Genomic DNA, 14,558 nt, shown 5'->3' on the forward strand with positions numbered 1-14,558 from the left:
CAATGAAAGGGTACGCGGAAAAAAGGCTCGTCCCTCTCATGTTCAGTGTCTTTCGGTTCAAGGCCAAGATTGCACTTGTTGCAATAACATTGACGTTGGTTACATTTATCGGTTCAGGTTTTTTAGTCAATAACCAGTTAAAATCCGGCGAGCGCTATCGCTCATTCATCAATTCAGATGACCGGGGCACAATCATGCTTGCGCGCATCAGCGACAAGCTCAATGCACTCCTTTACGCCTCTCATCTCCTCATCGATCAGGCGAACAGCCCATTCGTCGGTGAGGTTGTAACGCGGTTCCAGAAAGATATGCGAGGAACCCGTGATATCTTTGCTGAGGCCGCGAGGGTGGATCCTCGTCTCGTCTCCACGCTGGATCCACTATTGGGACGTTATGGCACTTTCGAGCAGCAGTTAAACAGTCTGCTGGTTGCGCTTGATAAAGGCGACATTGCCAAAATGCGCCAGATCGCCCAGGCATCTGATCAGGATGGGGTTCACCTGGCGATCGATATCGGGGCGATCACAGGCCGCCGTATTACGCATGTTGAGAGTGCATCAAACCAGCTCGCTCATGATGTGAATGTTTCTGTCCGTAATTGCGTCATTAGTCTGGTGCTCATCCAGATTCTTATTCTTTTCGCGACCCTGCTTATGAGCCAGAAAACGATCGTATCACCGCTTCTGATGGTGAGGGATCGTATGCTCGGTATTGCTGAAGGACGGCTGGACGAGAGCATTCCCTGTCTTGAGCGGGGAGATGAAGTTGGAGATATGGCCAAGGCGCTCAGCACGATCCAGGGTGGTTTGCAACGAGCAAAGGTTCTGGCTGCCGAGCAGGCTGTCGAGCGGGAAGCTGTTGCCAAGGAGAGGGCCGAAAACGCGGAGCGTGTTGCGAGAGAGCTTGAAGAGGAATCCCGCGCAGTCGAGGCTATTCGCAAAGGGCTATCGGCGGCTGCCGAGGGTGATCTCGTTTACCGTATTGATGTTGCACTGCCGCAGCGCCTTCAGGTCATGAAGACGGATTTCAATGACGCGTTTGAGCGTTTGAATCAGACATTCTCGGTGATCCAGCAAAGCGTTATGGCCATTGGCTCTGGCACAGGCGAAATCTCTGTCGCTTCGAATGACATGTCACGGCGCACCGAGCAGCAGGCGGCAAGTATAGAGCAGTCCTCAGCCGCGATCGAGCGCGTTGTGAGCATGCTGCGTGACTCTGCAGACAGTGCGAAGAAAGCCGCTTCAGTGACTGATGACACGCGACTGGGTGCTGAAAAGTCTGGCGCGATGGTTCATAACGCAGTGAACGCGATGAGCCAGATCGAGAGTAGCTTCGCCCAGATCAGTCAGGTGATCGGACTTATCGACGAAATTGCTTTCCAGACAAATCTCCTTGCACTGAATGCAGGGATAGAGGCCGCCCGAGCCGGGGATGCAGGACGTGGTTTTGCTGTCGTCGCGACAGAAGTGCGCACTCTGGCTCAGCGGTCGACTGAAGGCGCTCGCCGCGTGAAGGAGATGGTCTCAAGTTCGAGCGATTTTGTTTCCGATGGCGTAAGGCTGGTGCGCGAAGCCGGCGGCGCTCTAGGTATTATCCTGAGTCAGGTTGGGGAGATCGACAAGCTCGTCGCGGAAATCGCTTATTCCTCGACTGGTCAATTCTCGGCGATACAGGAGATCAACCTGGCGGTTGGAGAGATGACGAAATCTACTCAGCAAAACGCAGCCATGGTAGAAGAAAATACTGCAGCTATTTCGTCCTTGGACAAAGCCGCGAGCGTACTTCGTGATCGGGTCGCATTCTTCCGGTTGGAACAATGAGGCACGTTCTGAAGAGCATGAGCTAGAACGGACTGACCGCACGGTAGCCATTTCCATCGTGGCTACCGACTCTCTCAAATATGAAAAAATGAAGAAATTTGCGAGTACTACCTCGCGAGGCGAGTATATTGTGTAATATGGCCGCATGGTAAAGCTTTGAAAACCAATGCTAGAGCCATGACGTGACGTCATATATTTATCATATAAACGGTCTGTATTCATGTCGGATATGTTTTCTGGTTCGTTGATATCCTCGGAATTCACCGGGATAACCAGTACTCCGCCGCGTATCATGGCAGATATTGTGGAAACTGTTCCGGTATTGGGGGGTGATGATATCGGAGCTACGGTAAACCAGCTTTTCACAGATGACGACAATCTTTCAATGATCGCTGTTTTACATGAAGACGGGCGACCGGTCGGGATTATCGATAGACAGTTTTTCTTCGCGGTTATGTCAGGACGTTTCGGACGTTCACTCTACACCCGACGGAAGGTGGGCTTACTCCTCAGAGGGCCAACCAAAGTTGTCGAATACGATGTGGCCATAGCAAATTTCACTCGTTCACTCCTTGGTGCGGACGCACACGATCTCTATCGCGGTTTCCTCATAGTGCGAGAAGGGCGGTACCTTGGAGTTGGTTCGACCCTCTCTCTGGTTCGAGCTGCCAATCTGCAGAATGAAGCGTCTGCCATACGTTCAGCAGAAACGGCTGAAGACCTCCGTCAGGTCATCGCGGCTATCTCCACGAGTGTTGAAGCGGTCTGCAGGGCATCGTCGTCTATTCGTGAGGGAAGCCTCACATTATCTGGGCATACCCAGAAACAAACCCAGGATCTCACGATTGCCGCCGCAAGTGTGAGAGAGATGAATGATGCAGTGCAGGTAAATGCAGAAGACGTGGCTTCAGCCAGGCGGCTCGTTTCAGATATCAATGAACAAGCGGGCTCGTTCAAGGATATTGTTGGTGAGACAGTTTCGGCCATATCCGGTATTGCCCAACGCTACTTCAATATGGTCGAGAGCCTCCGACTGATAGAGGATATCAGCCTGCAAACGCGATTACTCTCGTTCAACGCTGCGGTGGAAGCCGCTCATGCTGGAGAGGAAGGTAAGGGTTTCGGCGTTGTTGCGGATGAAATCCGATCACTCGCGCATCGCTCGGCGGAAGCCGCGCAGGTTATCGCTGAGCTCGTGACCCAGTCCCAGGAGACCATGAAGACAGGCGTCGCACTTACTGAGAAAGTTGCAAGTGGCATGGAAAGCATAACATGTCAGGTTGCGAGCGTGAACAATTTCATTCGTAGTATTGAAGATACAACCAAAAACCAAGCCAGTAGTATTGGCGAAATCAATAAAAACATAAGATCGATCGAGGACGTTGCCGGCAATAATATGTGCATGACCGAAGATGTTAATAGAAATTGCCTAGACCTGGACCATCAAGTCGCCTCGTTGAACGACTTTCTCAAGCGGTATGCCTGTTAGGATCAAGTTCAGGATCAATGCGTTTACTTGACATGATCTGGGTCGGATTCCACGAGGAGACTACAATCGAGAGATCGACTCTGGATGGCGGATAAGCCGACGGAGCGTCTGCGGTCCATCGCGCGGCAGGATGAGGTCTGAGTATGCGGTATGAGTAACGCAATTCCGACCTGCTGCAGAACGTCAACAACACCGCCTCTCAGGGTATCGACCAGATTGACAGCTGCCGCATAAGTCTCTGGCCGATCCTTCCTGGCGATTGTCCGCATTATGGTGAACCGTTCCGTATTCTTGGTTGGATACGAACCAATTATGCACAGCAAATTTTTGTGTAAATTGCTGAATTCCAATGACCGCAATTTCAGCTTTGTCATTTCCCGCGCATGTTCGGGTTCGAGCAGACGCATCTTGATAACGTGAGCAGACACGGTGTCGCGCCCAAGGCTCTCATAAAAAGTGATGATCTCGTCCAGTGTGGACGGTAGGTTTTGGGAGTCTTTTAGGTTTGTCTATAGCATGCACTCTGTAAAAGAACTGTCCGGCCCGGTTTTATACCTGTGCCGCCCGCCTGCGAGCCTCGAGTTCAACCGCAGTATCAAGCGAAAGGGAGATCTCTGACTGCCTCAAGAGAGGCTGGATATCTTTCGGGACAGCCCAGCGAAAACGGTAGCGGGACCTTGTCAGACGCAGCATCAGCCTGTCCCATTACGGAGAAATTTTCGGGGAATCTAGGTTCGACGCCTAGAAAGCCAAAAACCTATTAGTTTCAATATATAATGTGGCGCGCGCTACGGAGGCTGAAACAATACAGGTTCGAAGCGCACTATGACGGCCCCTTATAGGCGATGCGGGGCACCGAAGCCTTCTATGGTGCGATAAACTGTAGAAACTATACTTGGAACCGCGAGGATAAGGACACACGCAATGGAGACTTTGATACTCTCTCACGATGAGATGGCTTCGTTACGAAGCTTTCTGATAGCAACTGTCTTTGAATTTTTTGACGCTATAGAAATGGAAACTATCGGGCGTTACGAAGCCAACGCAATATTGGACATGGCAAAAAAAGTATATTCACGCATCGAGTTCGGCAAGAAAGAGTATGTCAACCCATTCAGTCGGGAAGAGCTGGATATAATAGGAAATTGTATACTCCATGGAGATATGGGCTTGGGCTTATACAAGCCCTACAAGAGATTTATAGATTATGAATCCTGTGTGTTCGAGGAGGCGATGGCTAGGATAGATCGCTACATCAGGTCTAACGATCTGGAGTGAGCGTATTGGCATCGCCGGACTAGACAGCTTGATGTGACGATAGCCAATACCAAACGCCTTTTAACGCTTTGGCTTCGTGCATCATTCTCTGGATGGTTCGCAATCCAACGCCGTATTCTTTGGCCGCAGCGGTACTGGTCTCTTCGTCGCGGCGCCTGCGGATAGCTCGCTGGACTTGTCTGCTGAGCTTGGGTTTCCTGCCCATAGTAAATCATTGATGTCCTGAAAGAGCCCCTGCGTTACGCGATGCACTCCTGAAAACAGCCTGTCCGTGGCCAGAAAGATTGAACAGACCCGGCTTTTCGCAAGCGATTTGTCGTTCGCGTCGAGCGAAACCCAAAGCTCACGTCGTCTCATCTGTTCACGCAGATGTGTCGGAATGACAAGTCTGAAAGCATATCCGGCAGGGCGTCGAACCAGCATTGCAAGGCCATGATGGGGCACCCGGATGGTGCAAAACACCAGGTTCAGGTTGTGGGAACATGAAAAACACAATCATTCCAATGCCTTGTGTGGTGCGAACTATGGGACTCGAACCTCAATACTCTGGGTAGTCCGCATCACTATTTCCAATGATTTGAGGTGTCTCGCTGTCTACGCGCTTCTTCCTGTTTCTTTCCATTCCCATTCTTGGACAAACGATCTGGGAAGGCAAGAGCTGCTATCAATAAGGGCTGCGTGATCGAACGCGGCACAAGAGGAGAAAGAGTTCGCGCAGTGTCTTAAGGGGCAGGAGTCCTATTGGCAGTGGCAGCTTATAGACCGCTTCCGCGCGTGTCGGTGCCGGATCCGCGCCCCGGCGATATCGTCGATATGGACAACGTGGGTTCAAATGGAAGACTTGGTGCGCAGGCGGCGATCGACGCGACCGGAGACAAAATCAAGGCCACTCTCACCGCGCAGCTCAACGCACCAGAGACGAGTGCTGGGACCGCATCGACAGCATCTTCGGTCGGGTCCCGCCTATGGAAGCTGTTAAGTTTTTCTCAGTTGCAGGATATGGCTCGGGTTAAGGAGAAAATGCTAGGCGCCTTGCCACGGGCGATGACAAGTGTTTGACTGTCGTTTCTCCTCTCATTCATATCGCTGCAACCATCTCGTCGCGGCTTTCAATCCCCCGTTCAAAAATCGATCGAGGTACTTACGTAGTACATCCCTCCGAAATACCCGAATGGTGAGGAGGTGGGATAACGATAGAGATTGAAGTTCGAGGCAGCAGCTGCCGTCTTTACCCTTGTCGGGTATTTATTCCCTAGATTGTCTGCGCCAACCGAAAGTTTCCAGCCGGGTCTGACGCGATATCCGACTGCTAGATTCGTAATGAACGCAGGTCTGATTTTCGTCCAGAGGCTGGTTGGTAGACTTGGGGCGGCAATAAACACGCTGGAGCCGTATCGCATTTCCTCCACGGACACGGTCCAGGGACCTTTGCTCCAGTTGACGCTGAGGGTCTCGCGATTTTTAGGGCTTGAATGCAGGAGTTCTGCAGCTGCATAGGCATTGAAACTGGTCAGGTTATGCGCAGCGAGCACTGCTGGGGTGCGGTTGTAGCTGCGTATTTCATTATCCGAGAAATTTACCGCAAAGGCGAACCTGAAGTCGCCGTATTGATGGGCGTGGAGTGTATAATCTGTCGTGAGATCACCACCCCATGTGTTCGTATTGACCGGATTGGTATAATAGGCCGCGTATGTTGCATTCCCCATGTTCAGTGATTGGAGTGTCTGCGCCACAAAGCTGCCACCGAGGGTTGTAGTGCTGGCCAGGCGATCATTGATGGCAATGTAGTAAAGATTTCCTGTGACGTGCCAGTCTTTCAGCGGGGTTGCATCGACGCCAACTGTATAGCTCCGGGAGTATTCCCCCTTCAGATGACCTGCACCGAGTGCCTGAGCCGCAGGACTGTTATTGGGAAGTGACAGGGTCGAGTAGGTCGCGAGTGGTGAGTTGTAGTAATAATACGTTTGTCCAAGCGTTGGGGGGCGATAGCCGGTGTTGATGTTTGCACGTATCGCCCAACGCTTGTTGAAGTTGTAACGCGTACCAATCGAGCCTGTCGTGACGACAGGATAGTTATGATAGGCAACAGTCCTGCCTCCGAGTGTCCACTCCCACTTCGGTGTCAGATAAAAGTCGACATTGACATGGCCGTCATAAACATCGCGTGTATATTTTCCAGCGACATAAGCCGGATTGCCAGCATGGGTTGCCGCCCCTGGCGTAGCTGTCTTTCCTGCGTCGGGTCCATCGAGGATGGGCACTCCACCAGAGGCATAGGAAGCGTATTCGCCAGCGCCAAGGGTGAAGGTGTCACGGCGATACTCAGCTCCGAATTCAACCGAGATGGGGCGCGGCAGAAGCAATGTCGCAAAATTACGTGACGCCTTGAACCCGGCGGTTAGCTGGCTTGTATTGGCGCTGCCTGTGTGAAAGCGGGTCGGGCTGTTCACGCCATATGAGGCATTGTCAGTATCTTTCAGGCTGTAGGACTGCATATCCTCGCCGTAATTGACGTAAGCATCCCAAGCAAAGCCGTGAGTGAAGCCTTTGAAGCCATTATCGACCTCAAAATCGTTCTGCTCCATCAGGTAATAGGGTTGCATGCCGTTTGGCCACAGGGCGGTCACAGTCAGATCGTCAGCTGCCGAGCGATAGGCCTGACCGACGGCGACCTTGCGATGCCCATAAGTATCTGTGGAATAGAGGTTGATCGTGTCGGTGAGTGGCAGGCTCATATTGGCCGACAAGGTCTCTATTGTTTTCTTCGGAAGGCCATTAGAGCGCTGTACATTGCGATCACGGTTCGATCGTGGGTCAGTACTACCGTTCGGAAGCGCATAATACAGATCGTTTGGATAACGGCTGGCATTCAGATAATTGCCATTCCTGAAGGCTGGCAACTGATGCACGATCTGGGCAGCGAGATCGAGATACCCTCCCTGATGACCCAGGGCGAAGCCCGCATCGGCTGTCCCGTCAAGCGCCTGGCCATCGCCCGCATAGAAACCACTATTTTTGAAGTTTATCGATCCCCCATGGGTCTTTTCCTTCAGAACAATATTGACTGCTCCGGCCAATGCGTCCTGTCCATAAAGCGCTGAAGCGCCTTCTGTGATAACCTCGACATGGTCGATTGCGGAGATGGGGATAAGACCAATATCAGCGGGCTCCGTGCCCCAGTTCGGCCCTGCATTGGCGTTGAAATTGGCGCCGATATGACGTCGGTGACCGTTGATCAGGATCAGGGTCTGGTCAGCGGAAAGGCCGCGTAGCTGCATGGTTTGCGTAAAGGCATTTCCGCCGATACCGGGTACAGCAGGAGAGGTGATGGCAGGCGAAAGCTGCGCCAGGGCCTGCATGACGTTGCTCTGACCGGTGCGCGCAAGTTCGGCACCGCTGACGACCGTGACAGGTGTTGTGCTATGGATGGGCGTTGACGGGGAGATCGCCGATTTGGCGGTCAGCCGGGAGGCTGCAATCGTCATTTCCTCCTGATCATGACTGTACAGGGCATGAGAGGTGCGCGGTCTTGCTGGCGTCTTTGTAGCAGGCACGCCTTTCTTGTTAAGGACGGCACGGTGTTCGGCAGAAGATTTCTTATCGTTCTCGGCGGCTCTGACAGGGGTAGTCATGAGGAAAACGGAGGCGAGAATGGTCGAACTGATCAACAGCTTTTTTTTGCGTGAACAAGGCGCACTTCGCATCGGTTTTTCTCTCCATAGACGACGACATGCTCAAGAGCTTCTGTGATTTCTCGCCGCATCGGGACGATCATTTCGAGACGAAGTGATCATAATCCCTACGGGCATTGCTCTCAGAAAAATCGTTACGATCGAAGATAGAGATAATTATATCGTTATCAAAACAATATTTTTTACGTCAGAGCAACAATATAAATCTTGCTGACATGCTCGTTGTCTGGCGATCGGGTTGCCACCAATGATCGCGCTGGGGCGCTTTAATACAGATCAGGGCGATACATGAGACGCTTCGAACGCTACACGTATCGCCCTGATCGTCTGTCTGAGGGCCGCTTATCTTACCGGCACTTATTTTGCAAAAAGGCTTTCGAGGCTCGCAAAAGCCTTGATTTCAATGGCGTTTCCGAATGGGTCGTACAGAAACATGGTGGCCTGCTCGCCCACTTGCCCTTTGAACCGGACATAGGGTTGGATGACAAATTTTGTTGCGGCGTCTCTGAGGCGTTGCGCGAGCGCTTCCCATTGCATCATGTTCAGGACGACGCCAAAATGTGGAACTGGAACAGCGTGGTCATCCACCTCGTTATGATGAACGCGGTTTTGCGAGCAATCTGCCATATGGGCTACAATCTGATGCCCGTAGAAGTTGAAATCGACCCATTCATCTGAGCTGCGTCCCTCAGGACAGCCGAATAATTCTCCATAAAAATTCCGGGCAATGGTGAGGTCATCAACGGGAAAGGCAAGATGAAATGGAGGAACCGTATTTGTCATTTCAGGATACTTTCGGCAGTGAAGTCTATCCTATATTCCACACTCCTTTTTTTGCTAAACGCTGTTTTTTTGATCTAAGAACGAAAATAATCGCTGCTCTGTCGCCGCGTCACTCTCGCTTTTGTGGGAAAGCTTGCTGCGGCAGCCAGCAAGGAAATGACTGCCGCACTGACAAGGCACAGTTTCCCACCCTGTATCGGAATTAAGCGGAAGATCCATGCGACAGCCATTGCTCCCAGTGTTTGCCCTGAGAGACGGGAAAAGGACGCTATGGCGCTCGCTCCGCCTTCGCGGCCGGGTCGGGACATAAGCATGATCATCCGATTGTTCGGGGGCTGGAAGATGCCAGAGCCCATGCCAGCCAGAAAGATACACAGCATGATCACCCCGAGATTATCGACGGGCAGAACCAGCCATAATCCCAAGAAGCTGCTTCCCATCAGCAAAAGCCCGATAGTGACCAGCACGGCTCCGGGAAACCTGTTCGCGTTCCGTCCTGAAGCGGCGGATGTGGTGATAACTCCCATAGGCCATGCGTTGATGGCGATACCCGATACAAGTGCCGTCCGGTGAAGAACTCCTTGCAGAGTGAATGCGATTGAAATCAGGAACAGGTTTGACGCTATGAACGCAGCGATGGTGACAAGAGACAGTCTGGCCATGAGCGGATGCCTGTAAAGATCCGCAGGGAAAACAGGATGTGACGACGAAAGCTGATCTCTGAAAAGGAGCACTCCTGAGAGCACACCTGCAAAAAGCGCTGCAGTGGCCCAGAGCCGTTGCACATCATGGATCGCCATATCCAAACCACCAACAACAAGGCTAAGCGATCCGATCAGAACAATCAGTCGTGGTATGGCTACTGGACCATAAGCGCCCTCAGTCCGCGGCAGCTTCGTCCATGTGTAGAATAGGGCAAGACTGCTTAACGGTACATTGATCCAAAAAAGCATGTGCCAGTCTGACCAAGCAACGATCAAAGCACCCAGGCTAGGTCCCATAGCCACGGCAAGACCGATAACCGTACTGTTCATGCCAATACGGCGCCCCAGATTCTCGGGCGAACTTACAATCCTGATGAGGGCAAGATTGGCACCCATAATACAGGCGCCTCCCAGTCCCTGGACCACGCGTCCGAGCGTCAGAAAAACTAGGGATTGAGCCTGGGCACACCAGATTGATGCGACGCCGAGCAGAACAAGTCCGGTCATGCACAGCGCCTTGTAGCCAATCTTTCGCCCGATGGCGACGAGAGGAAACAAGGTTACCAGAGAGGAAAACTGATAGGCATTCAGGATCCACAGCGAGCTTTCGTCCCCGACATGCAGATCCCGCGCCATAACAGGAAGTGCCATGTTCGTCGCTGTGTAGTCGAATATGGAGAGGAAAATCGACAGACAGATTGCGCCCATCGCCCAGTTCTGCGTGCTGCCAGGAAGATCGACATGCGCACTTCGCAGGAGAGTGTCATGCGCGCCCTCAGGCAAGGCGGTGCTCCGGTGCGGATCCGTCGAGCGCGTCCCGAACCTGCATTGCGCATTTGAGGGCCATTCGCTGCAATGCTTCCTCTGTCGTGCCACCGAGATGGGGTGTCAGGGTGACGGCGCGGGCGTTGAGCAGGGGATCATCCGCAGGAGGGGGCTCGCTAGCCAGAACGTCGAGTGCCGCACCGGCAATCTTTCCGCATTCAAGCGCAGCAAGCAGAGCATTCTGATCGATAACGGAGCCCCGGGCGACATTGACGAGAAACGCACCCGGACGCATCGCTCCCAGCATCTGCGCATCAAGCAGGGGCGTATTATGATTTGTCCCGGCGCGATGGATGGAGATGACATCGCTTGTCGCAAGCAGGCTCTCAAGGGTCGAATGGCAAACTACCTGATGTTCCAGCATGAGCGCGGGCGGAACACTGGGTGACCAGGAGGATACATTCATACCCAGACCAAGGCGGGCAATGGAGCTGACCTTGCGTGCGATCGCCCCAAAGCCAATCAGGCCCAGTGTCTTGCCATGAAGCTCCATGCCATTGCACCGATAGCGATAGGCCCAGTCACCCTCTCTGACTGCACTATCGGCTGCAACAATCTGGCGTGCGCTCGCAAGGATCAGCCCTATGGTCAGTTCAGCGACAGACTGACTGTTGGTGCCGGGTGTATTGGTCACGATGATACCGCGTTCGCGCGCCGCAGCCATGTCGATACGGTTCGTCCCTGCGCCATGACAGGCGATGATCCTCAGCTGTGGTGCGGCGTCTATTGCTGCGCGGTGGAGCCCGAAATCCCGTGTGATCACCGCATCTGCGTCGCCGATCTCCTTCTCGACAGTTTCGGCGTCCAGTCGGGTTGCAAAGCGGGTGCTGATTCCGTGGTCTTTCAGATAAGTTAGGGCCACGGGGTGGACCGGCTGCGTCAGGAAACATTCCACGTTCGAGGTTCTCTCTGTTGGCGTCGTCATGGCATATCCGAACGGCTTGTGCGCTGACGCAAGGACGGTCAGATTTTTCCGACGTTGCGGCTCAGTGTTCGGGGGTGACGAAGAGTAGCAGCTGGTGAAAGCCTACCACGTCTCCGGGATTGGCCTGGCATTGCGATACTATTCCGGCAATTGGTGACCGGATCATGAGGCGTAGTGGCCCGGAGGCGATAAACCCGAGTATCGTGTCGCAAGAGACCTTGTCTCCATCGGATACACGAAGCTCCGAGAGAATGCCCATTTCAGGGCTCAGGACGTTGACTGGCGTATCGTCGCCACGTCGTTGACTGATCTGCGTGTCGGCTGATGGGATTGCCCTGCGTGGGAGCGAATTGCCTTTCAGCACGAGCGTGAGATTTCCGGTACCGATAGGTAAGGTGCATTCATCAATTCCCTCCTCACGCATCATCGCGCTCAGCGTAGGAAGGTGTTGGAGGATGTTTTGGAAGAGGCTCAAGGCGTCTGCTCCCGGTCAAGAGAGTGTACTGTCATCCTGGCTTCGGTGAAGCGCGGGTCTTTGATCAGGCGACCGAGCAATGGGATGGTCGTCTCGATGCCGCCGATGCGCATCTCATCCAGCGCAGCTCTCATTTTTTGCAGAGCGTCGGCGCGATCGCATCCATGGGCGATCAACTTGGCAATCAACGAGTCATAAAATGGCGGGACAACGTAATTTGGGTAGATATGCGTATCGAGCCGGACACCCGGGCCACCTGCTGCACGCCAGGCTGTGATTTCTCCCGGGCTCGGCGCAAAGGTAAGGGGGTTTTCGGCATTTATCCGACACTCAACGGCATGGCCATGACAGGCAATGTCCTCTTGGGTCAGAAGCAAGGGTTCTCCAAGGGCGATACGGATCTGCTCGCGGACGAGATCGATGCCTGTGGTCATCTCCGTTATCGGATGCTCAACCTGGAGGCGTGTATTCATCTCGATGAAGTTGAAACATCCATCCTCATAGAGAAATTCGAAAGTGCCAACGCCCTCATACCCGATATGGCCACATGCCGTCGCGCACTGGGCACCCAGAGTGGCGATTACATCGTCGGCAATACCATAGGGCGGTGCCTCCTCAATCAGCTTCTGATGGCGCCTTTGCGTTGTGCAATCCCTTGCCCCGAGCCATAAAGCGGTACCATAATGATCCGCTATGACCTGTATTTCGATATGTCGTGGTGCAACAAGAAAACGCTCAGCGTAAACCGCATCGCTCCCGAAGGCGAGGGCGCTTTCTCTACGAGCCTCGGTTACGGCACCATGCAGATCCTCCCTCTGGCGCACGATGCGCATTCCCCGGCCACCGCCACCCGCTGATGCCTTGACGATCAGTGGATAGCCAATCGCATCTCCTACGGCTTGTGCCGCATCGAGGTCGATTGGCAGCGCGCCTTCCGAACCGGGGAGGCATGGGACATTGGCTGCCTGCATTGCACGCTTTGCGCTGATCTTGTCCCCCATCAGGCGCATGACCTCGGCGGAGGGACCGATGAACACCATACCTGCCTGTTTGACCCGTTCTGCGAAAACGGGATTTTCAGACAGGAAGCCGTAGCCGGGATGTATATGGGTCGCCTCGCATAAGCGGGCGGCTTGAAGCACCCGCTCCATATCAAGGTAGCTTTGCTGCGCGCTCCCAGGACCGATGCAGATACGCTGGTCGACAAGTTCGAGGTGGGCAAGCGTGGCGTCGGCCTCGGAGAAGATGCCGATCGAGCCAATACCGAGGACTTTGCAAGCTCTCGCTATGCGGAGGGCGATCTCTCCACGGTTGGCGATCAGAACGCGAGGGGTGTCAGTCATCCAACCTCTCAATGGTAAACAATGGGGTGCCGGGTGATACGATGGTGCCGTCTTCGACGAGTATCGCGCAGATCCTGCATGAATACTCAGCCTCCAGGCGGGTGAGTGTCTTCATGGCCTCCAGAATGCCAAGAGGTGTTCCTTCGGTGACCAGACTGCCTACGGTGACGAAAGGCTGAGCACCCGGCTCACCGGCCAGATAGAAAGCACCGTGCATGGGGGCGCAAATTCTGGATTCCTGCGGCAGAGAGGGGGGGGCTGTGGCAGGAGATGAAAGCAGATCATCTGTCTGTATGTCCGCTTCGGGGAAGCTATGCAGGGCAAGGCGTGCACCATCGGCCCCGTCATAGGAAAGGTGTTCGATACCCAGCGTCCGCATAGCGGCCATCAACGCCCGCAGCGACCCGTCGTCGAGAGTATCTGGCGGAACAGGTGCACTCATGCGAAGGACCGCACGACAATACCTGCCTCATTCAGCCGATTTTTCACCGTTTTGGCAACGAGCACAGATTCCGCATTGTCACCATGCACGCAGATTGTATCCATCTTCGCAGGCAGGTAAGAGCCGCGCGCCGTCTCTATCGCGCCCTTTCTGATCATGCGAATGACGCGCTCTGCGATCATTTCGGCATCGTGAAGCACAGCGCCCGGTTCCTTGCGTGATACAAGCAATCCCTCCTCCGTGTATGCGCGATCGGCAAATATTTCCGAATGAACAGTCATTCCACGGGCGCGCGCAAGTTCACCGAGGGCGCCGAAGGCTCCTGAGACGAGGCCAAGCGAGGGATCGACCTTCTGAATGGCGTTCAGCACGGCATTCGCTGTATCTATGTCCTGCTCGCTGAAGTTTCCGAGCGCACCGTGAGTTTTTACATAAGTGATCCGATGGCCAGCGTAGCGTGCCATGGCTTGAGCTGCGCCGATCTGATACGCGACGAGGCGTTCGGTTTCCTCAGCCGAGAATGGAATGAGGCGCCGCCCGAATCCCCAGAGATCGGGGTAGCCCGGATGAGCCCCGACCGATACGCCGTTCTTCAAAGCCAGCGCAAAGGTTTTGGCCATGACATCAGGGTCGCCGCCGTGAAACCCGCATGCGACATTGGCGGAAGTCACGATATCGAGCAGGCCGTCATCATCCCCGATCGTGTAGTGACCGAAGCTTTCACCGAGATCCGCATTCATATCGATAGATGATGTGCTCATGAAGCTGTATCCTGTGCTTGA

General features: G+C 53.9%; 14 protein-coding genes and 1 pseudogene. 4 read left to right on the forward strand and 11 right to left on the reverse strand.

Annotation, left to right across the window (positions count from 1 at the left end; translation table 11 throughout):
* Positions 1–38: 38 nt before the first annotated feature.
* A complete protein-coding gene (locus F3J08_RS04400; RefSeq protein ID WP_166928569.1) occupies positions 39–1,820 on the forward strand; it encodes a methyl-accepting chemotaxis protein in 1,782 nt (593 codons plus the stop codon).
* A gap of 220 nt (positions 1,821–2,040) precedes the next feature.
* Entirely contained in the window at positions 2,041–3,309 is a 1,269-nt protein-coding gene (locus tag F3J08_RS04405; RefSeq protein WP_166928570.1) for a methyl-accepting chemotaxis protein, read from the forward strand.
* Between the two features lie 549 nt (positions 3,310–3,858).
* Here F3J08_RS04405 and F3J08_RS17495 read toward each other — a convergent pair.
* Positions 3,859–4,002, reverse strand: a complete 144-nt coding sequence (locus F3J08_RS17495; RefSeq protein WP_370458662.1) for a DUF6538 domain-containing protein — start codon at positions 4,000–4,002, stop codon at positions 3,859–3,861.
* A gap of 231 nt (positions 4,003–4,233) precedes the next feature.
* Between F3J08_RS17495 and F3J08_RS04410 the strand changes: the two genes are divergently transcribed.
* Complete coding sequence (locus F3J08_RS04410) at positions 4,234–4,587, forward strand: hypothetical protein (RefSeq protein ID WP_166928571.1); 354 nt, start codon at positions 4,234–4,236, stop codon at positions 4,585–4,587.
* Positions 4,588–4,606: 19 nt separating this feature from the next.
* Here F3J08_RS04410 and F3J08_RS17500 read toward each other — a convergent pair whose 3' ends face one another.
* Complete coding sequence (locus tag F3J08_RS17500; protein ID WP_370458663.1) at positions 4,607–4,792, reverse strand: helix-turn-helix domain-containing protein; 186 nt, start codon at positions 4,790–4,792, stop codon at positions 4,607–4,609.
* A gap of 59 nt (positions 4,793–4,851) precedes the next feature.
* A pseudogene (locus tag F3J08_RS17505) lies at positions 4,852–5,010 on the reverse strand (DUF6538 domain-containing protein); the annotation flags it as partial.
* Between the two features lie 318 nt (positions 5,011–5,328).
* Between F3J08_RS17505 and F3J08_RS04415 the strand changes: the two are divergent.
* Complete coding sequence (locus F3J08_RS04415) at positions 5,329–5,646, forward strand: hypothetical protein (protein WP_166928572.1); 318 nt, start codon at positions 5,329–5,331, stop codon at positions 5,644–5,646.
* A 62-nt stretch (positions 5,647–5,708) separates the two neighbouring features.
* On the opposite strand, the gene F3J08_RS04420 is transcribed toward F3J08_RS04415, so the two are convergent.
* From F3J08_RS04420 to F3J08_RS04455, 8 genes are all read right to left on the reverse strand, one after another.
* Entirely contained in the window at positions 5,709–8,072 is a 2,364-nt protein-coding gene (locus F3J08_RS04420; RefSeq protein ID WP_240149125.1) for a TonB-dependent siderophore receptor, read from the reverse strand.
* A 564-nt stretch (positions 8,073–8,636) separates the two neighbouring features.
* Positions 8,637–9,062 (reverse strand): VOC family protein, encoded by a 426-nt coding sequence (locus tag F3J08_RS04425; protein WP_166928573.1) that lies wholly within the window; start codon positions 9,060–9,062, stop codon positions 8,637–8,639.
* A gap of 74 nt (positions 9,063–9,136) precedes the next feature.
* Positions 9,137–10,549, reverse strand: a complete 1,413-nt coding sequence (locus tag F3J08_RS04430; RefSeq protein WP_166928574.1) for an MFS transporter — start codon at positions 10,547–10,549, stop codon at positions 9,137–9,139.
* On the reverse strand, positions 10,542–11,516 hold the full coding sequence (locus F3J08_RS04435; protein ID WP_166928575.1) for a hydroxyacid dehydrogenase: 975 nt from the start codon (positions 11,514–11,516) through the stop codon (positions 10,542–10,544). The genes F3J08_RS04430 and F3J08_RS04435 overlap by 8 nt, the downstream gene beginning before the upstream one ends.
* Positions 11,517–11,577: 61 nt before the next feature.
* Positions 11,578–11,991, reverse strand: a complete 414-nt coding sequence (locus F3J08_RS04440) for a hypothetical protein (protein ID WP_166928576.1) — start codon at positions 11,989–11,991, stop codon at positions 11,578–11,580.
* Positions 11,988–13,334, reverse strand: coding sequence for an acetyl/propionyl/methylcrotonyl-CoA carboxylase subunit alpha (locus F3J08_RS04445; RefSeq protein ID WP_166928577.1), 1,347 nt, complete (start codon positions 13,332–13,334; stop codon positions 11,988–11,990). The genes F3J08_RS04440 and F3J08_RS04445 overlap by 4 nt, the downstream gene beginning before the upstream one ends.
* Positions 13,327–13,776, reverse strand: coding sequence for a biotin/lipoyl-containing protein (locus F3J08_RS04450; RefSeq protein ID WP_240149126.1), 450 nt, complete (start codon positions 13,774–13,776; stop codon positions 13,327–13,329). Before F3J08_RS04450 ends, F3J08_RS04445 begins: the two co-directional genes overlap by 8 nt.
* The gene (locus F3J08_RS04455) at positions 13,773–14,537 is read right to left on the reverse strand and encodes a LamB/YcsF family protein (RefSeq protein ID WP_166928578.1); all 765 of its coding nucleotides are present in this window, start codon (positions 14,535–14,537) and stop codon (positions 13,773–13,775) included. Before F3J08_RS04455 ends, F3J08_RS04450 begins: the two co-directional genes overlap by 4 nt.
* Positions 14,538–14,558: the final 21 nt, after the last annotated feature.

The organism is Asaia sp. As-1742, from assembly GCF_011753235.1.
Lineage (GTDB): Bacteria > Pseudomonadota > Alphaproteobacteria > Acetobacterales > Acetobacteraceae > Asaia > Asaia bogorensis_B.